General features: G+C 42.7%; 14 protein-coding genes. 5 read left to right on the forward strand and 9 right to left on the reverse strand.

Annotated features, from left to right (window positions below):
- Window positions 1–150: 150 nt before the first annotated feature.
- On the reverse strand, window positions 151–1,254 hold the full coding sequence (gene zapE / locus FIV01_RS11765) for a cell division protein ZapE (RefSeq protein WP_152431168.1): 1,104 nt from the start codon (window positions 1,252–1,254) through the stop codon (window positions 151–153).
- A 151-nt stretch (window positions 1,255–1,405) separates the two neighbouring features.
- On the opposite strand from zapE, the gene zapG reads away from it, so the two are divergent.
- The 3 genes from zapG to degS all read left to right on the forward strand — a co-directional run bounded on the left by zapG (window position 1,406) and on the right by degS (window position 4,541).
- On the forward strand, window positions 1,406–1,864 hold the full coding sequence (gene zapG, locus FIV01_RS11770) for a Z-ring associated protein ZapG (RefSeq protein WP_152431169.1): 459 nt from the start codon (window positions 1,406–1,408) through the stop codon (window positions 1,862–1,864).
- Window positions 1,865–1,990: 126 nt separating this feature from the next.
- Window positions 1,991–3,358 carry a DegQ family serine endoprotease gene (locus tag FIV01_RS11775; protein ID WP_152431170.1) on the forward strand — a complete coding sequence of 456 codons (1,368 nt, stop codon included), beginning with the start codon at window positions 1,991–1,993 and terminating at the stop codon, window positions 3,356–3,358.
- Window positions 3,359–3,473: 115 nt separating this feature from the next.
- Window positions 3,474–4,541: an outer membrane-stress sensor serine endopeptidase DegS gene (degS, locus tag FIV01_RS11780; RefSeq protein WP_152431171.1), complete on the forward strand. Its 1,068-nt coding sequence runs from the start codon at window positions 3,474–3,476 to the stop codon at window positions 4,539–4,541.
- 38 nt (window positions 4,542–4,579) lie between these two features.
- Here degS and parC read toward each other — a convergent pair whose 3' ends face one another.
- From parC to nudF, 6 genes are all read right to left on the reverse strand, one after another.
- The gene (parC, locus tag FIV01_RS11785) at window positions 4,580–6,847 is read right to left on the reverse strand and encodes a DNA topoisomerase IV subunit A (protein WP_152431172.1); all 2,268 of its coding nucleotides are present in this window, start codon (window positions 6,845–6,847) and stop codon (window positions 4,580–4,582) included.
- A 3-nt stretch (window positions 6,848–6,850) separates the two neighbouring features.
- Window positions 6,851–8,731 carry a DNA topoisomerase IV subunit B gene (parE, locus tag FIV01_RS11790; RefSeq protein WP_152431173.1) on the reverse strand — a complete coding sequence of 627 codons (1,881 nt, stop codon included), beginning with the start codon at window positions 8,729–8,731 and terminating at the stop codon, window positions 6,851–6,853.
- A 211-nt stretch (window positions 8,732–8,942) separates the two neighbouring features.
- Window positions 8,943–9,527, reverse strand: coding sequence for an esterase YqiA (yqiA, locus tag FIV01_RS11795; protein WP_152431174.1), 585 nt, complete (start codon window positions 9,525–9,527; stop codon window positions 8,943–8,945).
- Between the two features lie 31 nt (window positions 9,528–9,558).
- On the reverse strand, window positions 9,559–10,377 hold the full coding sequence (gene cpdA / locus FIV01_RS11800; RefSeq protein ID WP_152431175.1) for a 3',5'-cyclic-AMP phosphodiesterase: 819 nt from the start codon (window positions 10,375–10,377) through the stop codon (window positions 9,559–9,561).
- A gap of 9 nt (window positions 10,378–10,386) precedes the next feature.
- Window positions 10,387–10,827: a DUF1249 family protein gene (locus tag FIV01_RS11805; protein WP_152431176.1), complete on the reverse strand. Its 441-nt coding sequence runs from the start codon at window positions 10,825–10,827 to the stop codon at window positions 10,387–10,389.
- Window positions 10,815–11,444, reverse strand: a complete 630-nt coding sequence (nudF, locus tag FIV01_RS11810) for an ADP-ribose diphosphatase (RefSeq protein ID WP_152431177.1) — start codon at window positions 11,442–11,444, stop codon at window positions 10,815–10,817. Before nudF ends, FIV01_RS11805 begins: the two co-directional genes overlap by 13 nt.
- Window positions 11,445–11,687: 243 nt before the next feature.
- Here nudF and tolC point away from each other — a divergent pair, with 243 nt between their 5' ends.
- On the forward strand, window positions 11,688–13,040 hold the full coding sequence (gene tolC, locus FIV01_RS11815) for an outer membrane channel protein TolC (protein ID WP_152431178.1): 1,353 nt from the start codon (window positions 11,688–11,690) through the stop codon (window positions 13,038–13,040).
- A 51-nt stretch (window positions 13,041–13,091) separates the two neighbouring features.
- Here tolC and arcB read toward each other — a convergent pair whose 3' ends face one another.
- Both arcB and FIV01_RS11825 read right to left on the reverse strand, forming a co-directional pair.
- Window positions 13,092–15,437, reverse strand: a complete 2,346-nt coding sequence (gene arcB, locus FIV01_RS11820) for an aerobic respiration two-component sensor histidine kinase ArcB (protein ID WP_152431179.1) — start codon at window positions 15,435–15,437, stop codon at window positions 13,092–13,094.
- A gap of 80 nt (window positions 15,438–15,517) precedes the next feature.
- Window positions 15,518–17,266, reverse strand: coding sequence for a sensor domain-containing diguanylate cyclase (locus tag FIV01_RS11825; protein ID WP_152431180.1), 1,749 nt, complete (start codon window positions 17,264–17,266; stop codon window positions 15,518–15,520).
- A 527-nt stretch (window positions 17,267–17,793) separates the two neighbouring features.
- On the opposite strand from FIV01_RS11825, the gene gltB reads away from it, so the two are divergent.
- Window positions 17,794–22,257: a glutamate synthase large subunit gene (gene gltB / locus FIV01_RS11830; RefSeq protein WP_152431181.1), complete on the forward strand. Its 4,464-nt coding sequence runs from the start codon at window positions 17,794–17,796 to the stop codon at window positions 22,255–22,257.

The raw sequence follows: 22,257 nt of genomic DNA on the forward strand, positions 1-22,257 counted from the left end.
GTGGTTGGCACTCTCGACCCTAAATCCGTTAGGACTTGGTCTGCAGTAACGGTGGGTCGCAGGATTATAGAGAAGTCAGTTGAAAAAATCACCTCTTTTTCAGCAAAAAAGTCGATTTTTTTTCTTGTCAGAGCAAATACCTTCACTCCTTTATGCTAAATGCTCTTTGGCTAGATAATCATGACTTTGCATTTCTATCAAACGTGACTGACAACGCTGAAACTCAAACTCCAATTGTCCTTGAGTATATAAGTCTTCCAAAGCCACTTCTGCGGAAATGATTAATTTGACATTACGCTCATAAAATTCATCCACTAAAGCAATAAAACGGCGCGCGGCATCATCAGTTAACCGCCCCATTTGCTTCACATCTGCAAGTAGGACTGTATTGTAGATTCGCGATAGCTCAATATAATCATTCTGACTTCTCGCTGATTGACAAAGTTGCTCGAAGGTTGCATGAAGTACTCCCTCATAAGAGTTAACGATATTTATCTGCCGATGATTGATTTCTATGCATGTCTCTCCCTGTTTGCTCTCTCCTACCAATTGTTCGAAGTAGCGGCCAAGATTAATACTCGCTTGTTCATCGAGAGGGAAATGATAAATTTCGGCTTGCTCCAAGGTTCTAAGTCGATAGTCAATTCCACTATCGACATTGAGTATCTGACAATTTGCTTGAATGAGTTCGATAGCAGGTAAAAAGCGAGCTCGTTGTAACCCATTTCGATAGAGGTCTTGAGGAGGAATATTCGAGGTTGCAACCAAGACTACACCACGTCGAAATAATGCCTGAAAAAGAGTACCAAGAATCATGGCATCGGTAATATCTGAAACAAAGAACTCATCAAAACAAATAATATCCGCTTCAGATTTAAATTTATCAGCAACAAGCTCTAACGGATCATTCACCTCACCTAGAGAGTTTAACTCGTCATGAACGCGGTACATAAAGCGATGGAAATGTACACGCATCTTTTTTTCGCAAGGTAACGCTTCAAAAAATGTATCCATTAAATACGTTTTCCCGCGCCCTACTCCTCCCCAAAAATACAGCCCTTTCGGTGCAACAGGCTGAGCTTGAGTTTTACTAAACCAGCGCTTCCATCCAGTTTTCTTGACGACTGGATTACTCACATATTCTATAAAATCATGATAAAGCTTATCTAGAGATTGAACCGCTTTGAGCTGTGCGTCATCTTGCTGAAAACCGTGTTGTTTAATGTCTCGGGTATAGGTATCTAATGGTGTCATTACTTTACTCAAATGCTTTAAAAGAAGACAAACTGCTATGCAGTGCACACGCATTTTTCTTTATCGTCTCGGCCTCTCATAGTAACATGTCACTAAGCATGTGTAACCGTTCGGTGAAAAACATGTTAAATAACAATGATAAGGAGCGAATATGCTTTGGATTTACGCCCTCGTAGGTTTGCTTATTGGTACGGTTTTAGGCATCATCATCTCGCGCATTACTACTCCGGGATACAAAAGGCAAAAAACCATCCAAAAAGATTTAGAAAGTGCAAAGTTTGAACTTGAACAGCAAAAACAAGATCTCACAGACCACTTTGCTAAAACGGCCGATATGCTGGACTCTTTAGGTAAAGAATACACCAAACTATATCAACATATGGCTAAGACATCTTCTGAGCTACTACCTAGCCTTCCAGAACAGGATAATCCGTTTAGCAAGAAAGTCGCTGAGCAGTCGGATGCTTCAACCAAAGCACCCACTGAAAAAACATCTTCAGTTATAAGTGAAGCGCCAAAGGATTATGCCTCTGGTTCAACGGGCTTACTCAAGGAAGAAAAAAAACAGCAACTCAGCGCCGATCAGGCTATCGCGGCTGAAGCATCATAAGTTCAAACAGCTCATAGTGAACTTTGTAAAGGTTTTTTAGTCATAATTCCCGTAAGTGTCGTTTGATTTCTTATTTTTTACACAAATATTAAGTCTTAGGCCTTAACTAAAACTAGGAGTTATCAGATGAAAAAACCTTTGCTTGCTTTATCCGTTCTTTCCTTAAGCTTAAGTTCAATCATCACACCAATACAAGCAACAGCAGCTCTTCCCCTTGTCGTTTCTGGTCAACAGCTACCCAGCCTTGCCCCTATGCTGGAGGAAGTAACCCCTGCTGTTGTCAGCATTGCAGTTGAAGGAACTCAGGTCTCTAAACAGCGCATTCCAGAGCAGTTTCGTTTCTTTTTCGGGCCAGAGTTCCCATCAGAACAACTGCAAGAACGCCCATTTAGAGGATTGGGTTCAGGGGTAATCATTGATGCAGATAAAGCTTATGTCGTCACCAATTATCATGTCATCAATGGAGCGGAAAAAATTCGAGTCAAACTTCATGACGGCCGAGAATATGGTGCTGAGCTCGTTGGTGGCGATAAGATGTCCGATGTTGCGCTTCTAAAACTCGAAAAAGCGCAAAATTTAACGGAAATTAAGATTGCAGATTCCGACTCTTTACGGGTGGGTGATTTTGCTGTTGCTATAGGTAACCCTTTCGGTTTGGGACAGACTGTCACCTCAGGTATTATTTCTGCTTTAGGACGCAGTGGACTTAATATCGAAAACTTCGAAAACTTTATTCAAACAGACGCTGCCATTAATAGCGGAAACTCAGGTGGAGCCTTGGTGAACTTGCGAGGTGAACTGATTGGTATCAACACGGCTATTTTGGGTCCTAGTGGTGGTAACGTTGGTATTGGTTTTGCGATCCCCTCTAATATGATGACCAACCTGACTGATCAAATTCTAGAATTTGGCGAAGTTAAACGAGGCATGTTGGGTGTTCAAGGAGGAGAAATTACATCTGAGCTCGCGGATGCTTTAGGCTATGAGTCGAGCAAGGGGGCTTTCGTTAGTCAGGTTGTACCAGACAGCGCTGCCGATAAGGCCGGGCTAAAAGCTGGCGATGTGATTGTGTCTGTAAACGGCAAAAACATTAACTCATTCAGCGAATTACGAGCTAAAGTGGCGACTTTAGGTGCTGGAAAAAAAGTCTCACTTGGTATCATTCGTGACGGAAAGAAAGAAAGCTATGACGTTACATTGGGTGAGCAGCAAAACATGAAAGCATCAGCAGATAAACTCCACGAAGGATTATCTGGCGCAGAGTTAACCAACACAACCTCAAGTGATTCTGTTCAAGGCGTTAAAGTGGCTTCTGTAGAAAAAGGCTCACAAGCTGCAACTTACCAGCTTCAAAAAGGCGACATTATCATCGGCGTTAACCGTAAACGCGTTAAGAACTTAGCCGAGTTTAGAAAATTACTTGATAAAAAGCCAAGTGTACTAGCTCTCAATATTCAGCGAGGAGAACGTACTATTTACCTCGTCGTACGCTAAAGACATCCATTCTTTGTGTCAAAGGGTGGTAGTATCTTCTACCATCCTTTTATTATTTTCTCATCTAATGCTATTCTTTCGCCACTTGTCTCAATTTTAAGGTGGTTGCGAGGCTATGCTGCAATTTTTGTTGCGTTCAATTGGGTTAGGCTTGGCAACGGCATTGTTACTGCTGTTAGCAATACCTTCCCTGAGGACCAATATTCTTTCTGACGATTTTGCGGGTGGGAACAATATTACATCAGCACAAGAGATCTCCTTCAACAGTGCCGTTCGCAAAGCAGCTCCGGCAGTCGTCAATATCTATAGTAGGAAGTATGCTGAGGGTAACCGCTCAAAGCTGCAGACCCAAAGCCTTGGCTCTGGGGTAATCGTCAGCCATAAGGGATACATAATTACTAACTATCATGTAGTGGCACAAGCCGATCAAGTGGTTGTTGCACTGCAAGACGGTCGAGTCGCTTTCGCCCAGCTAGTTGGCACCGACAAACGAACAGACATCGCTATCCTGCGTATAGAAGGTAACAACTTACCGGTTATCCCATTAAACCCAGAATATTCTCCGACTGTAGGGGATGTGGTATTAGCGATCGGTAATCCCTACAATTTAGGTCAAACCACAACCTTTGGTATCATTTCCGCGACTGGACGCTCATCAATTAGCGCTGGGGGACGGCATTCATTTATCCAAACCGATGCGGCAATCAATGACGGCAACTCTGGAGGGGCTTTGGTAAATACTCGTGGAGAGTTAGTCGGTATCAATACTGCTTCTTTCCAACAGGCTACCGAACTTGAAACATATGGTATTTCTTTTGCTATTCCCTATGCATTGGCCAACAAAATCATGCAAAAGATCATTGCTGATGGCCGAGTAATTCGAGGCTACATTGGAATTGATGGACAAGATATTACGTCTGTGACTTCTCGCCTTTTAGGCAACGAGCATATGGGAGGGATTGTGGTACTTGGTGTCGATCCTAACGGCCCAGGGGAAGATGCTGGGTTTGAACCACAAGACATTATTCTTAAAATTGACGGCAACAAAATTAATGGTCGCCAAAGTGTCATGGACATTGTAACTGAGCTCCGCCCTGGGACTGTTGTAGATGTGCTCATCCTAAGAAAAGGTGAGGAACAAACAATAAAAGTAACCATTGCCGAAGACACGAGAGAAATCTAATCTACCAAAACCCCCATGTTTCCATGGGGGCTAGCACTCTATTCGCTTTCCTTGGGCTCAGAGGTTACAACCTCGATTCGCGTGACTCTTTGCAAACCTCTTGGCAATAAGCTACCCCTGCGGCCACGTTCTCCTCGGAAATTATCCAAATCAGACGCTTTCAAGCCGAGTTTACGTTTACCTGCATACAGGGTTATCGAAGCCCCTTGAGGTAAGGCCATCAAATGAGACACCAGCTCCTCTCGCTCTTTGGCTTTTGCAGCGGGTATGTTAATGATCTTATTCCCCTTGCCTTTACCTAACTGTGGCAAATCTTTTATTGGGAATAACAACATCCGCCCTTGATTTGTGATCGCAAGAATTTCATCGTGATCTAAGTTACTTATACTATATGGCACCATAACTTCAGAGTTCTGTGGCAAGGTCACCAAGGCTTTCCCGCTGCGATTTTTAGACAGTAAATCACTTCCCTTACAAACAAAGCCATAACCTGCATCTGAGCCAACCAACCACAGCTGCTCTTCTTCTCCCATAACGACATGACGAATGCTTGTACCTGCATTGATATTTAACCGACCTGTAATGGGCTCTCCTTGGCTACGTGCAGAGGGAAGAGAGTGAGATTCAAGCGAGTAACTCCGGCCATCACTACCAAGAAAAACTGATTGCTGACTACTTTTGCCCCTTGCATGAGCAAGGTATTTATCACCAGATTTATAATTCAACCCTTCAGGGTCAACATCATGCCCTTTAGCATGACGGATCCAGCCCTTGTCCGATAGGACAACAGTAATAGGCTCACTTGGCACCAGATCACGCTCTGTCAATGCTTTCGCTTCGGCGCGCTCAACAAGTGGCGAGCGGCGATCATCACCATACTTTTCCGCATCAGCTTTAATTTCTTTTTTGATCAACGTATTTAGACGACGCTCTGAGCCGAGCAGGAGCTCAAGTTTTTCCCTTTCTTTCTCCAGTTCCTCTTGCTCACCACGAATTTTCATTTCTTCCAATTTGGCAAGGTGACGAAGTTTGGTATCCAAAATCGCATCAGCTTGAATGTCAGTGATGCCAAACCTTGCCATCAATACAGCTTTAGGATCGTCTTCAGTACGAATGATCTCTATCACTTCATCCAAATTAAGGTAAGCAACCAACAAACCTTCTAGGATATGTAGGCGAGCAAGAACTTTATCGAGACGATATTGCAAACGGCGACGAACCGTCGTTCGGCGATACTCAATCCACTCGGTAAGAATCTGTACTAACCCTTTTACTTGAGGACGGTTATCAAGACCAATCATGTTAAGGTTCACACGGAAATTTTTCTCTAGATCCGTTGAAGCAAACAAGTGATCCATTAACTGTTCACAATCAATTCGATTAGAGCGAGGAACTATCACAATACGAGTGGGATTTTCATGATCGGACTCGTCTCGCAAATCATCAACCATGGGCAATTTCTTTGCTCTCATTTGATTGGCGATCTGTTCAAGTAACTTTGCACCTGAGACTTGATGAGGCAAAGAAGTAATGACTATCTCTCCACCATCTTTATGCCAAACTGCGCGCATTTTAATACTGCCGCGCCCTGTACGATAGATCTTCTCTAAATCGGCTCTCGGGGAAATAATTTCAGCTTCAGTCGGATAATCAGGCCCCTGAACGAAATTCATTATATCAGCCAGATCCGCTTTAGGGCTGTCGATCAAATGGATCGCTGCATCCGCTACTTCTCTTACATTGTGGGGAGGAATATCGGTCGCCATACCAACGGCAATACCCGTTACTCCGTTGAGAAGGATATGTGGCAGACGTGCTGGCAACATTTGTGGCTCTTTCATTGTGCCATCAAAGTTTGGTTGCCACTCAACTGTTCCTTGCCCTAACTCACCCAATAAAACTTCAGCAAATTTAGATAGCTTTGCTTCTGTATAACGCATGGCGGCAAACGATTTAGGATCATCAGGAGCACCCCAGTTCCCTTGCCCATCAACCAATGGATAACGATACGAGAATGGCTGAGCCATCAAGACCATGGCTTCATAACATGCGGAATCACCATGGGGGTGATATTTACCTAATACATCACCGACAGTGCGAGCAGATTTTTTATACTTTGCAGCAGCAGAAAGTCCAAGCTCAGACATAGCATAAATAATACGTCTCTGAACAGGTTTCAAACCGTCGCCAATATATGGCAAGGCTCTGTCCATGATGACGTACATAGAATAATTTAGATAAGCGTCTTCAGTGAAGGTGCGCATTGGCAACTGTTCAACGCCATCGTATGTAATTTCTGTCGACATTCGTTAAACCTCTGCCAAATCACCGTTGTTTTGTAACCAAGAACGGCGATCATCTGCCCGTTTCTTACCAAGCAACATATCCATCATTTCTATCGTCGCTTCTGAATCATCAATTGTTAATTGAACAAGACGTCGGGTATTTGGATCCATTGTCGTTTCACGCAATTGCAGTGGATTCATTTCACCAAGTCCCTTAAATCGCTGCACGTTAATCTTGGCTTTCTTTTTCGATAGGCGTTCTAAAACTCCCTCTTTTTCATCATCATCCAAGGCATAGAAAACTTCTTTACCACAGTCGATGCGATAAAGTGGCGGCATAGCCACATAGATATGTCCAGCTTCGACTAAGGATCTAAAGTGGCGGGTAAACAAAGCACAGAGCAATGTAGCGATATGCAAACCATCAGAGTCAGCATCCGCTAAAATACAGATTTTGCCATACCGCAAGCCTTCAAGATTTTCACTATCAGGGTCTATTCCCAGAGCAACGGATATATCATGCACCTCCTGAGACGCGAGCACTTGGTCAGCGGAAACTTCCCAAGTATTGAGGATCTTTCCCCTAAGCGGCATTACGGCTTGGAATTCTCTATCTCGAGCCTGCTTAGCTGACCCACCAGCCGAGTCTCCTTCGACAAAGAAAATTTCAGTACGACTTAAATCTTGCAAAGAACAATCGGTCAATTTACCCGGTAACGCAGGCCCCGATGCAACTTTCTTACGTACGACTTTTTTACTCGCGCGCATACGACGGTGAGCGTTGGCAATACACACTTCTGCCAACTGTTCAGCTAATTGAGGCTTTTCGTTTAGCCATAAACTAAACGCATCTTTTACAACACCCGATACAAAAGCAGCGGTCTGACGGGATGAAAGACGTTCTTTCGTTTGACCGGCAAATTGAGGGTCCTGCATCTTAACTGATAATACATAAGAACATCGGTCAAATACATCATCCCCTGTTAACTTGACGCCTCGTGGTAACAAGTTTCGAAATTCACAAAACTCTCGCATGGCATCAAGTAGACCTTGACGCAAACCATTAACATGAGTTCCTCCCTGCGCAGTTGGGATCAAGTTAACATAGCTTTCGGTGATCATTTCGCCGCCTTCTGGCTGCCAAATAACAGCCCAAGTCGCCGCTTCGGTTTCAGCTGAGAATTCGCCAGTAAAAGGCGCTTCAGGCAATACGGTATAACCTTTGACGCCCTCGGCAAGATAATCCTTTAGACCATCTTCATATAACCATTTGTGCTCATTGCCATTTACTTTGTCTGTGAAAGTAATTTCAAGTCCAGGGCATAATACCGCTTTAGCTCGAAGGTTATTCACCAAACGAGCAACCGAGAAATTGGCGGAGTCGAAATACTTTGCATCAGGCCAAAAGTGGACACTTGTACCCTTGTTGCGTCGACCACATGTCCCTGTTACTGTCAGATCGGAAACTTTATCGCCATGTTCAAATGCAATTTCATACACTTGTCCGTCTCGTCTTACAGTGACTTCGACACGCTTTGATAAAGCATTGACTACTGAAATACCGACCCCGTGTAAGCCTCCGGAGAATTGATAGTTTTTGTTTGAGAACTTACCACCAGCATGAAGCTTACACAGTATCAGCTCGACCCCAGATACTTTCTCTTCTGGATGTATATCAACAGGCATACCGCGTCCATCATCGATCACTTCGAGAGATTGGTCGGCATGCAAAATTACTTGAACCTTGGAAGCGTGTCCGGCTAGCGCTTCATCGACACTGTTATCGATGACTTCTTGCCCTAAGTGATTGGGCCGCGCAGTATCCGTATACATCCCGGGTCGGCGTTTTACCGGCTCCAAGCCATTAAGAACCTCAATGGCTCCAGCATTATATTGTTCAGTCATAATACGGAATATCGTTTGTAGAAAATAATGAATAACTGAGCTAATCTGCTTTTATCGTCAATTAGGTTGCATATAGACTGTAAAAACACTCAAACTCTCATCGTTTTGTATCCAGCTCAGTACAGGAGAAACATAGTCTGGAAGAGAAGGAACTATGTCAAGTGAGATAATTAACTAACCACTAAATTTATGACTTTTCCCTCAATGGAAACTATAGCTGAAGGAAGTCGATGATTGGTTCTAGATGACGTTCAAAACTGACAAAACTGTGATTCCCCCCCTCTTCTACAGTCTGTTTAGCCATTGAAAACCTCTCAACAGCTTGACGAAAGTCAAGTACCTCATCATGAGTTTGCTGCAAAAGCCAAAAGTCTTCTGGATTTTGAATACTCGCAACATCGAGAGATTTTAATTCATCGATATGAGCTTCAGATAGAACATAGCGCAGGCCTGTGTATGGGTTTTCTTGTTCTCCTAGATAATCTTGCAGTAATTCATAGGGCTTTACCGCAGGGTTTACAACCACAGCTTTAAAGCCAAAACGAGCATTCAGCCACACAGAGAGGTATCCACCAAGAGAGCTACCGACAAGTCCAATGCGATAATCACTTTTGTATTGCTCAACTATGTCTAGTAGGCAGTCCGCAGCTTGTTGGGGAAAACATGGAAGCTGAGGAACCACAACTTTAATATCAGGCCTGTGTAATGCACAGTATTCGCTCATCAAGGTCGCTTTTTGCGATAATGGAGAGCTATTAAAACCATGGATATATAAGAGTAAAGAAGGTTTCATCATGTATCCTGTGATAATAATGACGCAGTAAAAATTAATACCCAGAAGAGCTAAAATCAGGAATAAAGCTCCCCATAGGCAAACGCTTAACCTCTGTGGTTAGGTTCCCACTTGGATGTAACACAATTTCACGCCAACCAGGAGACTGGTTATCCACTGCAAAGTCATCACTTAGTGGTTTAAATTGTACACATGTCGATGGCGTTGCCATTACTCTAACATCATGTCGATATCTATCCATGTCCTGATGAACGTGGCCACAAAGCACGGCCTTAGCATTGGAGTGCTTTTCTATAACTTTCCAAAAGCTCTCTGAATCCTTGAGGGTATGCTGATCCAACCAAGCACTACCGATAAGTACAGGGTGATGATGCAATAAAATCAACGCATAGCGTTCAGGATAAAGGTTGAGTTTATCTTCAATCAGTGACAGTTGTTCTTCACTAAGACGCCCATGTGGTACACCAACCACTTGAGAATCTAAGACTATCATTTGCCAGTAATCGCCAAGTAAAAGGTGTTCTAGGTATTGGATCTGTTGAGAACAAAGCACAGAATCCATATTGGGCCTAAAGTCATGATTGCCGGGTAACCAAAAACAAGTCTTATTGAGCTTTGAAATGCCTGACTCAAAACGTTGGTAAGATAACGCACTGTGGTCTTGCGAAATATCTCCAGTGGCGACAATAGCTTCGTAATTTGTGTTTTGTTCAGTGATCGCACTCACCACAGCATCAAAGCTGTCACTCGTGTTGACACCAAGAAGACTGCCATCATTAGCTTCAAACAGATGAGTATCTGTAATTTGAAGCAGCCTGATGCTTCCATCCACAGAACTAGATGTTACTTTCAAAATAAAAACCTAAATATTGAGCGGCGTTCGACTAATACCATGCCTTAAACAGAAAGATAACCAATCCCCCAAAAAGCGGTTGCGCTGTAATTTTTCGTCTTGTTGAACCATTTTATCATTGGGGTAATCGTAACGTGCTCTGACTCGTTTCAGATGTGCACACTCGCACACCTCTGCCACTCGAGCATCATGGTAAAGCCTGACAGACATTTTTGGCAAAGGAAATACCGGAACATCATCGCTTTGACAAATATCAACCAAAGTTGTGTACTTTGTGATTTCTGCCACTTGAATTTGGTATGTCATATGGGCAGCTTGGTAACAGCGCACATCACCAACCTTTGCCTTGTTTGGCAACAAAGCATTTAACTTGGCATAATTGGTTTCATATGTTCGCATCAAATCTGCCAAATCTACATGATACGCTTTTTTTACTGCTAAATTTGCCATTGCTCTCTTACGGACTGGTAATTCAACTGCAACCATTGCAACGCAATGATAGAAGCACCATTTTCAAACTTACCTTCGACTACCCATTGATAGGCAGTCTCTCGGTTTACGACATGAACTTTAATGTCCTCTCCTTCATAGTTTAAACCATGAATGCCACTTGCGTTTGATGCATCAACCTTGCCAACATAGACATCTAACCTCTCAGAGCAACCTCCTGAAGAGGGGTAATACGAAGTAACTTTCAAAAGATCGTCAATAGAAACATTGGCTTCCTCTATTGCCTCACGACGAGCAACACTTTCAGCACTTTCCCCTTTATCAATAATCCCAGCCACAATCTCAAATTGCCAAGGACTCGAATGAGTCAAAGCGCCAACACGTATTTGTTCAATTAAAACAACTTTATCAGTAACAGGATCATATGGAAGTACGGCAGCAGCATTACCTCTTTCAAACATTTCTCGTTCAATAACCTCACTCCAGCCACCATTAAACAATCTGTGTCTGAAACGATATTTCACCATATTAAAAAAACCGGAGAACACGGTTTCTTTTGAGAGTATCTCTACATCTTTAGAAGTAAATTCGTGCTGTTGTTCTTCACTGTGTGACATTGGCTACCCCATAAGTTAATTTTATAGTTTACTCAGACAAAAGCTTAACTTCCAAGGGTCTAGATAAACTTTTTATGCAAATTTTATATTCTGAGTTAAATTTAACTGCTTTGGAATGAGTTTTTTTAGATAACCAAGTGTAAAAATTTACAAAAATTTGCGTAAATTTGCGTAAATTTGCATCAAAGTTGAGGTAAACTCTCGACGAGTTACCTTTTTCATATTTTGGCAGGGATAAAACCGATGAGAAAACTGCTTCCACTGGTGATAAGTGCAGCACTAGGCAGCCTTAGCGCGAACGCTTTCGCAGATACACTAACGGAAATTTATAATCAAGCAATCACAAACGATCCTACTCTATTGAGTGCAAAAGCCTCAAAAGACTCTGCTTTTGAAGCGATCAATTCGAGCCGTGCAACCTTACTTCCTCAAATCAACTTAACCGCATCTTATGACATTGATCGTGGTGAGAAAAATCCACCCTTTCTAGGTCAAAATGATAATGGCAACGATTCAGATGCATGGAACGCGACTCTAGGCTTCTCGCAGGAACTGTATAAACGCTCAAGTTGGATAACCCTAGACACAGCAGAAAAAAATGCTCGTAAGGCCGATGCTGCTTATGCCGCAGCTCAGCAATCACTGATTCTTAGAGTGTCGACTGCCTATTTTGATGTGCTAAGAGCTCAAGACAATTTAGAGTTTGTCCAAGCAGAGAAAGCCGCTGTTGGCCGTCAACTAGAACAAACAAAGCAGCGTTTTGAAGTCGGTTTATCAGCAATTACCGATGTTCATGACGCACAAGCTCAGTATGACTCTGTTCTCGCAGATGAAGTTTTAGCTGAAAATGAACTTATCAATAGCTATGAAGGTCTGCGTGAAATTACAGGCGTTGAACACTCAAACCTCTATGTATTGGATATTGAACGTTTTTCAGCGAGTAAAAGTGAAACACCTGTTGACACCCTGCTAAAAGAAGCAGAGCAGAAAAATTTAACCCTACTGTCATCACGAATCACCAAAGATATTGCTAAAGACAATATTTCCCTGCAAAGCTCCGGTCACCTTCCTTCACTTACGTTAGATGGCGGCTATACACTTGCAGAACAAAAGAACAGTGATGTATCTAGCTATGATTTTGACTCTGACAATTTTAATATCGGCCTCAATCTCTCAGTTCCTATCTATAGTGGCGGCGCAACGTCATCGTTAACCAAACAAGCTGAGTTTGATTTTGTGGCGGCAAGCCAAAACCTTGAAGCCTCTTACCGAAGTGTTGTCAAAGATGTTCGAGCTTTTAATAACAACATTAATGCCTCTATCGGTGCACTACGTGCTTATGAGCAGGCCGTGGTTTCGGCTAAATCAGCCTTAGAAGCAACTGAAGCTGGTTTTGATGTCGGGACTCGAACTATTGTTGACGTTTTAGACTCAACAAGAAACCTGTACGACGCAAATAAAAACCTCTCTGATGCTCGCTACAACTACATACTCAGTGTTCTTCAGCTGCGAGAAGCGGTAGGAACCCTGAGTGAGCAAGATATTCTTGATATCAATGCTGGGCTCAAAGTTGCAAGCCAAAAAAACAAAAGTTAATCACTACTAACTTTGAATAAAACAGAAGGATGAAATACATTTCATCCTTCTTTACTCACCTTTTTGTCCAAGCCATTCCTTTAACGTCGCAATATCATTTTGATATTCATTTTTGATTTCTTCGACCCAATCATCAATATTTTTCCACCAAGCAGGTCGTTCTGGCGACTGTGCTTTTTGAGCCACTAGCTGAATATGTTTTAAGCCTATAGAACCTGCAGCTCCTTTAATCTTATGGGCTTCTTCAACAATACCTTGCTGATCTTTTGCCGTCATATTTGAATCAAGCACTTTTATATAATCAGGCATCATATCCTCAAACATACTAATGCTCTCAAGCACTGGCTGAGTACCAACAATATCAACATAAGACTCAAGCATATCTAGGTCTAAGACTTTATTGTACAACTCACTTTTCTCACCTAGGTTTTGAGACTTGGTAGGCTGCAAAGGCTCTTGTATATCATTAGAAGTAAATTGGGCGATGACTTCTTGCATGGCAGTGACAGACAAAGGTTTACTTATTGCTTCATCCATTCCGTTTTGTAAGTATTCATCTTTGTCTTTGAGTACATTAGCCGTTAAAGCTATCAAAGGGGGTAAGTCTTTATAAGTTTGGCGATAAAAACTGGCTACATCAAAGCCTGTCATATCGGGAAGTTGAATGTCGAGAAATACAAGGTCATAAAGATCAGGGTCAAACATCTCAATCGCATCTTGGCCTGTCATTGCCACCGTCACCTCGTGTCCCATACTCTCAAATAAAGAGCGAGCAACAGTAACATTGAGTTCGATATCCTCTACCATGAAGATACTTAAATCTCTTTGAGCAGCCTGAGAAGATTCTGACATTTCCTTAGTAGCTGATAATGGGGCACTGAGTGTAACAGTAAAGGTACTACCAAACCCTTCTTCACTACTAACGCTGATATCTCCTCCCATCATCTTGATTAGCTGCTTAGAAACAGCTAACCCAATACCTGTGCCGACAGCATGAAGATTATCTTTACCCGACTTTACTTGATAATACATAGCAAAAATTTTATCCACTTCAGATTCAGGAATGCCAACTCCACTATCTTCCACTTCAATAGTTATGTACGCCACATCATCCCTGATTTCAGCTTCTACCGTCATGACAACACCACCTTCTTTGGTGAACTTCATGGCGTTACTGATCAAATTCCAAAGTACTTGACGAAGACGAGTCGCATCAACTTCAATAGCATCAGGTAACTCAGTTAGACGCTCTAAGTCAAAACGTAGATTCTTTTGTGAAGCCATTAAAGCTGAGATGCTTTCGATTTCTGCAACAAATTCTTCAAAGTTTAACCTAGCAGGAAACAGCTCAAGCTTACGTCGATCAAACTTATCCATATCAATGATATCGTTAAATATATTCCCCAAAGTAATTGCACTGACATTGATAGTTTGCATTTGGTTGCGCTGCTCATCGGTGAGTTTCGTTTCAAGCAGCATGCGACTTAACCCAACAATCCCATTGAGTGGTGTACGTAATTCATGACTAATCGTTGAGATAAACGTTGTCTTATCTCGGCTGGCTTTTTCTAATGATTCTTGATGTCGTTTACGTTCCGTAATGTCACGTCCAAACCCAACCAAGCCAAGATGTCGACCATCTTTGCTGTAGAAAGGCACCTTACGTAGTTCAAAAAAGCTCTTACGGCCGTCAGGGTACTCTAACCATTGCTCGTAAGTCAGTGCCTTATTATCAGAAAAGACTTTCTGGTCCGTATCAACAATTTGTTGAGCAACTTCTTTTCGATATACATCCCAAGGAGTTAAACCGACCAACTGGTTCTCTTTCTTACCCGTAAGCTCTTCCATGGCACGGTTGCACCCAGAAAATACGCCATCAGCATTACGGTAATATATAAGATCAGGTGAAGCGTCAATAAAAGAGCGTAAAAGTGCTGTTCTTTCAGCCAGCTCTAGCTGAGTTCGCTCTCTTTGATAGACCTCATTTTCGAGATCTTTCATTGCTTCTTCTCTCGCTTCTTCAGCTTTAATTCTCTCTTCTATTTCCAGATTCAGTTTAGAGATATTTTGATGAAGCTTATGATTTAAATCTTGATCTCGTGAACGCATATCTCGCAGTTTAGAAACCAACTTAGAAAGTCTTTGTCTCGACTCTTCAAGCTGATCAACCACAACAGACAAAAAGTAAACAGCCCAAGGTGTAATTAAGAGCCCAAAAAACACTGAGCGGACAATATCAATATCATCGACACGCCCACTAAGAACTAATGTGATGCCAACTTGAACAACCACGGCCAAAGCAACGATGGCTAATGCGAGAAGAATAGAAAAACGTAAAATACCGAGCTTTACCAAAAGATCGACATAATACTGAGCGAGGTTTTTTATAGGTTTCATTAGGCGCTCCGTACAGCAAGATAGTGAAATTTTACCTTTTTTCACCTCACACGGCTAAGAATTCTAATTGCTAAATGAACCTAGTTGTTGGATGTGTGATGAACACAAGTTTGATTTCGTCCGTTAGCTTTGGCCTGATACAAAGCGCTATCAGCAAGTGCTATTAAGTTTTCGCTTGTGTCAGAAGGTTCAGGGACTATGCTTGCAATACCTATGCTGACAGTCAGGATTGGGCACACTTTTGAAGCATTATGTTCAAGTCTAAGCTGTCTCACTTTTGAGTGAATGGTTTCTGCCACTTGATATGCCCCTTCAGCAGTGGAGTTAGGTAAAATAAATGCGAACTCTTCACCACCATAACGGGCAACACAATCACTACTGCGATGCAAGACTGAACTAAAAGCCTCAGCAACCTTTACTAACGCATCATCGCCGGCCTGGTGCCCATAATGATCATTAAACCCTTTAAAATAATCTATATCACATAACATAACAGCTAAAGGGTTTTTCTCGCGACTGTGCAAAGACCACAAAGTAGTGAGCTGCTCATCAAAAAAGCGGCGATTACCGATTTGCGTTAAGCTATCAACTAAGCTCAAGCGTTCCAGCTCCTGATTAGCTTCTTCAAGTTTTTGTGCCGCTAAATAACGTTCTGAAACATCTCTCGCCATGATTAACACGCCATTTGTGCCAGAAGCCGGATCGCGAAAAGGGGACTTCACAACATCGTACCAAGTAAAGTTTCCTTTACTGTCAACCAATTGGTCGATGTAACGAAGAGATTTTCCCTCATACAACACTTTCTGATCTGTCTCTGACAAGCGACGGTACACGTCATTAGGAATGATATCTTGAAGGCGTTTGCCGATTAGTTCATTAACGTCAGAAATTCCTAGCGCTCTGATGAAAGGCTTGTTGCACGCTTGATATACCATATTCTCATTAAAAATACCGATGGCATCTGGGCTGGACTCAAGGATGTTTTGCAAAATGGTATCACGCTGCGCTAACGCTACTTCAGTATCTCGACGTCTATCCATTTCATCACGCAGACTCTTCTGTATATTGTGCCAATCTGTAACGTCGTGACTAATGCCTATTGTGCCGATTCTTTCGCCAGAAGAGGAAATCAGAATATTTTGATAGGTTTCCAATAAACAGCTTCGACCTTCCTCATCCGTCGTCCATCTGCGTTTGTTAGCTCGGCCTTTAACAACACCTTTAATATCAGCACATCCTTCTTGTTGACGCTCTCCCCAAAAGCGGTCAAAAGCTTTATTCGTGGAGATAAGTTCACCTTCGTTATTTTTAACGAACACAAGTTCAGACAAATTGTCCAAAGCACTGCGTACCACAGACAGTGACTCTATTTCACGCTCCATCTCTGCATGTGAGGCTTGATGAGATGATAAATAGAGTAACCAAGCAATACGACCGCGATATATAGTTCTTCGTCCATTTATCTCTACTTTGATTCGGTTGTTTTTGGATACCTTCCACTCAATCGGAAAACACTTGAAACCATCCCCAGCAAAAAGCCCCACTGTCGACATCAAAAAATCTCGCGACACAGAATCAGGGAATAAAAAAGATTTACCGACACGACGAATAGCCAATAACTGCATCGCATTTTTATTGGAAAGTAACAATTTTCCTGTCTTAGCCTCGACCAGAATAAGCGCTGATGGAGCATCCTGCACCAGAAGCTCGATATGTTTTTGAACCCGGGAATAGAGCGCGGCCGACAATAGAACGAAGAATAGAATCACTACGAGGTCAAGACCATGCCCATGAGATGTATCCCACAACCAGTAAAACACCTGCTCCATTCTTACTTCTCTGCCTTTAAATACCACTTATATAAGACTACAAAAAATATCAGTTGACTGCTGATTTTTCTCTACTTAGTTCCCTTTTTTCCCTAAGTGGAAGCGTATTTAGTTAAATAAAAATGAATAATTCTAGCCTTGAGAAGAATAACTACCCAATCCTTCCGAAATTTATCTTTAAGTCAGTATATTGTTCTAATGTTTTTAAATTTCTTTCGAGTCAAATTGTTGCAAAAATGTAACAGTAAAAATAGTAAGCAATTGAAAAATAATAAGTTTAAAGAAAAACATCTCATAAATAGGCATTTAATGCTCTATTTAATCAAAAGCTTGACCTTTAACATCATAAGATTTACGTTGTTGAGATAGATGAAAATGATTTCATCATAATGAGAAAAATAATAAGAGGTTTAATTTACATTATTATGTTGATTTAAACCCTATGAGTGCATAGAAAATCGCCTGCATTCGTTTTCATTATGTAGGCAACACTGTCTGGAAGACAGAGAAGCAAAGGGAGAATTGCAATGGCTTTATATGATCCAAGTCTTGACAAAGACAACTGTGGATTTGGTTTAATCGCACATATGGATGGACATCCAAGCCACAAACTGGTTCGTACCGCAATTTCAGCGCTCGATCGTATGACTCACCGCGGCGGTATTGCAGCGGATGGTAAAACGGGTGATGGATGCGGTTTACTGCTGCAAAAGCCCGATTCTTATCTGCGACTCATCGCAGAAGAAAACAGTTTTAAGCTTGGCAAACAATACGCCATCGGTATGGTGTTCTTCAGCCAAGATCCAATAAAAGCTCAGTCAGCGAAAGACATTATCAATAAAGAGCTAACTCAAGAAACCTTATCTATCGCAGGCTGGAGGGACGTTCCGACCAACCCTGATGTACTTGGACCAATAGCTCATAACTCCCTACCCAACATTCAACAAATCTTTATATCAGCTCCGGCAGGCTGGCGTGAACGTGATATTGAACGCCGTCTTTTTATCGCCCGTAGACGCATAGAAAAACAGATAGTTAACGATCAAGATTTTTATATATGTAGTCTATCTACTCAGGTATTAGTCTACAAAGGTCTCTGCATGCCAGCTGACTTACCACGCTTTTATCTTGATCTTGCTGATTTACGCATGGAATCTGCTATTTGTTTATTCCATCAGCGTTTTTCAACCAATACCCAACCGAGGTGGCCCCTTGCCCAACCTTTCCGTTACCTTGCACATAATGGTGAAATAAATACTATTGAAGGCAACCGTCAATGGGCCCGTGCTCGTGCATATAAATTCGCTTCGCCGTTGCTGCCTGATTTACAAACCGCAGCGCCGTTTGTTAACGAAACAGGATCAGACTCATCCAGTTTAGATAATATGCTCGACCTATTCTTAGCGGGAGGCATGGATGTGTTTCGTGCAATGAGAATGCTGGTTCCGCCCGCTTGGCAGAATCATCCAGATATGGATCCCGACTTACGTGCATTTTACGACTTTAACTCTAAGCATATGGAACCTTGGGATGGTCCTGCAGGTATCGTTTTATCTGATGGCCGTTATGCAGCTTGTAACCTTGATCGAAATGGCTTGCGCCCCGCACGCTATGTGATAACCAAAGATCAACTTATTACTTTGGCATCTGAAGTTGGAATTTGGGATTATGCACCTGATGAGGTTGCTGAAAAAGGCCGAGTCGGCCCTGGGGAGTTACTTGTTGTCGATACACGTCATGGGAAACTCTGGCAATCTAGTGACATCGATAATGATTTAAAAAGCCGCCATCCATATAAAGAGTGGATGGATAATAACGTCCATAAACTCACTCCGTTTTCTCAGTTACCTGATAACCAAATTGGTCAACGCCAATTCGACAACCTTCTTCTCAAAACTTACCAAAAACAATTTGCCGTAAGCAATGAAGAGATCGATCAAGTACTCAGAATTCTCGCAGATACGGGGCAAGAAGCCGTCGGCTCCATGGGGGATGACACCCCAATGGCCGTGCTATCTTCAAAAGAGCGTTTGATCACTGATTATTTCCGTCAAAAATTTGCTCAGGTCACCAATCCACCAATTGATCCATTGCGTGAAAAGCATGTGATGTCTTTGGCAAGCAGTGTTGGCCAAGAGATGAATGTGTTTTGCGAAACAGACGGACATGCTCACAGAGTCACTTTTGAGTCTCCTGTATTACTGCACTCAGATATGCAGCAACTTCTCGAACTTTCCGATGAATACTATCGAAATACCGTAATCGATATTAATTACGACCCTGATAGCAAAGACCTCAAACAAGCAATTAAAGACTTGTGCGAACAAGCCATTGAGTGTGTAAAAGCTGGCACAGTATTGGTTGTACTATCAGACAAAGCGATAGAAAAAGGCAAGCTTCCTATTCCAGCCGCCATGGCGGTAGGAGCCCTTCAGCGTAGATTGATAGAAGAAAACCTTCGCTGCGACGCTAATATACTTGTTGAAACAGCAACCGCGCGAGACCCGCACCAGTTCGCTGTTCTACTCGGTTTTGGCGCAACCGCAATTTATCCATATCTAGCTTATGAATCCTTGGGTAAGTTAATTGATGATGGCGTCTTAGATAAGAATTATCGAGATGTGATGCAAAGTTACCAATACGGGATCAATAAAGGGCTATATAAAATCATGTCGAAAATGGGTATTTCGACCATTGCTTCTTACCGCTGTTCTCAGCTATTCGAAGCAGTTGGCATCAGCTCCGACATCGTAGACCTCTGTTTTCATGGCGTTACAACCCGTATCCAAGGAGCAGGCTTTGAAGACTTCCAACAAGATTTATTCAACTTATCGAAAAAAGCATGGGCGAAAAGAAAAGAGATTGAACATGGGGGCTTACTTAAATATGTTCACGGTGGTGAATATCACGCTTACAACCCAGATGTAGTGAGTACTCTGCAGCAAGCAGTAAAATCGGGGGACGTAAGTGATTACAAGCATTTCTCCCAACAAGTCAATCAAAGACCCGTGGCAACCCTTAGAGACTTAATGACACTGAAAAAGTCCGATACGCCGCTCCCACTTGAGCACATCGAGCCAAGTGAGGATCTCTTCAAGCGCTTTGATTCGGCTGCCATGTCTATTGGAGCTTTAAGCCCTGAAGCTCATGAAGCTTTAGCGACAGCAATGAATCGCCTAGGCGGATACTCAAATTCAGGTGAAGGCGGAGAAGATCCTCGCCGTTTTGGTACAGAACGTAACTCTCGAATTAAACAAATTGCGTCTGGGCGATTTGGAGTAACACCGCACTACCTAACCAATGCTGATGTACTGCAAATAAAAGTAGCTCAGGGAGCAAAGCCAGGAGAAGGCGGACAGCTCCCGGGACATAAAGTGACAGCAGAGATAGCGCAACTTCGATACTCTGTTCAGGGGGTGACGCTGATATCTCCTCCTCCACATCATGATATTTACTCGATTGAAGACCTTGCTCAATTAATCTTTGATTTAAAACAGGTTAACCCTAAAGCACTGGTTTCTGTCAAATTGGTCAGTGAGCCTGGTGTGGGTACCATAGCGACTGGAGTTGCAAAAGCCTATGCCGACCTTATCACCATCTCAGGATACGATGGAGGGACAGCGGCCAGTCCTTTGACTTCAGTGAAATATGCAGGTTGTCCATGGGAGCTTGGACTGGCAGAAACTCAGCAAGCTCTTGTAGCCAATGGACTAAGACATAAAATTCGCCTCCAGGTCGATGGCGGCTTAAAAACAGGATTGGATGTCGTAAAAGCAGCCATATTAGGTGCCGAAAGCTTTGGTTTTGGTACAGCCCCCATGGTCGCTATGGGTTGTAAATTCCTGCGTATTTGTCACCTAAACAATTGTGCAACGGGCGTTGCTACTCAAGATGAAACTCTACGTAAGCAGTTTTTTAAAGGATTGCCAGAGCAAGTCATGAATTACTTTATCGGTCTTGCTGATGAAGTGCGCACACTACTGGCTGAATTAGGCGTCGAGAAACTCACTGACCTTATTGGCCGAACTGATCTCTTGCAAGCGATGGAAGGTTTATCAGCTAAGCAGTCTAAGCTAGATTTAACTCATATTTTAGAGGCACCAGTTTCGCCTGATAAACATCCATTATTTTGGACAGAGCCCAATACACCGTTTGATAAAGGCGATCTCAATCAGAAAATTCTAGATGATGCCGCCACCTCGATTGAAAAGCGTCAACCCGCAAGTTTTTTCTATAACGTCATTAATACTGACCGCTCAATTGGCGCTCGTATTTCTGGTGAAATCGCACAGCGCTATGGTAACCAGGGTATGGCCGCCTCTCCTATTAAGCTTCACCTAGAGGGTACCGCTGGGCAATCTTTTGGAGTATGGAACGCTGGCGGAGTCGAACAATACCTAACTGGAGATGCCAATGACTACGTAGGAAAAGGGATGGCTGGAGGTAAATTAGTTATCAAACCGCATCTTGGTAGTGCATTTCGCTCTAACGAGGCAACCATTATTGGTAACACCTGCCTGTATGGTGCGACGGGAGGTAAACTGTTCGCCGCTGGAAAAGCTGGAGAGCGATTCGGTGTGCGTAATTCAGGAACAATAACTGTAGTTGAAGGCACAGGCGACAACGCTTGTGAATATATGACGGGCGGTATCGTTGCCATATTAGGAGCCACAGGCGTCAACTTTGGTGCAGGGATGACTGGTGGTTTCGCATACGTTTTAGACCAAAACCAAGATTTTACAGGTCGAGTCAACAATGAGTCGGTTGAAGCATTGTCTCTATCAGATCTCTACATACACCAAGAACATCTACGTGGTCTTATCGCAGAACACTTAGAAGAAACAGCCTCTACACACGCTGAAGATATTCTGGCCAACTTTGATGAATGGATCCCCAAGTTTTACTTAGTTAAACCCAAGTCAGCGGATCTTCGCACTTTGCTCGGTCATCAAAGTCGCAGTGCAGCAGAGCTGCGCGTTCAAGCACAGTAA

This window comes from Vibrio aquimaris (genome assembly GCF_009363415.1).
Lineage (GTDB): Bacteria > Pseudomonadota > Gammaproteobacteria > Enterobacterales > Vibrionaceae > Vibrio > Vibrio aquimaris.

What these genes read in the sequence shown, in the direction of transcription:
- FIV01_RS11825 (WP_152431180.1), bottom strand. Translation starts at nt 17,266, where the DNA reads ATGGAGCAGGTGTTTTACTGGTTGTGGGATACATCTCATGGGCATGGT.
- FIV01_RS11775 (WP_152431170.1), top strand. Translation starts at nt 1,991, where the DNA reads ATGAAAAAACCTTTGCTTGCTTTATCCGTTCTTTCCTTAAGCTTAAGT.
- gltB (WP_152431181.1), top strand. Translation starts at nt 17,794, where the DNA reads ATGGCTTTATATGATCCAAGTCTTGACAAAGACAACTGTGGATTTGGT.
- degS (WP_152431171.1), top strand. Translation starts at nt 3,474, where the DNA reads ATGCTGCAATTTTTGTTGCGTTCAATTGGGTTAGGCTTGGCAACGGCA.
- tolC (WP_152431178.1), top strand. Translation starts at nt 11,688, where the DNA reads ATGAGAAAACTGCTTCCACTGGTGATAAGTGCAGCACTAGGCAGCCTT.
- zapE (WP_152431168.1), bottom strand. Translation starts at nt 1,254, where the DNA reads ATGACACCATTAGATACCTATACCCGAGACATTAAACAACACGGTTTT.
- arcB (WP_152431179.1), bottom strand. Translation starts at nt 15,437, where the DNA reads ATGAAACCTATAAAAAACCTCGCTCAGTATTATGTCGATCTTTTGGTA.
- FIV01_RS11805 (WP_152431176.1), bottom strand. Translation starts at nt 10,827, where the DNA reads ATGGCAAATTTAGCAGTAAAAAAAGCGTATCATGTAGATTTGGCAGAT.
- nudF (WP_152431177.1), bottom strand. Translation starts at nt 11,444, where the DNA reads ATGTCACACAGTGAAGAACAACAGCACGAATTTACTTCTAAAGATGTA.
- parC (WP_152431172.1), bottom strand. Translation starts at nt 6,847, where the DNA reads ATGTCGACAGAAATTACATACGATGGCGTTGAACAGTTGCCAATGCGC.
- parE (WP_152431173.1), bottom strand. Translation starts at nt 8,731, where the DNA reads ATGACTGAACAATATAATGCTGGAGCCATTGAGGTTCTTAATGGCTTG.
- zapG (WP_152431169.1), top strand. Translation starts at nt 1,406, where the DNA reads ATGCTTTGGATTTACGCCCTCGTAGGTTTGCTTATTGGTACGGTTTTA.
- yqiA (WP_152431174.1), bottom strand. Translation starts at nt 9,527, where the DNA reads ATGATGAAACCTTCTTTACTCTTATATATCCATGGTTTTAATAGCTCT.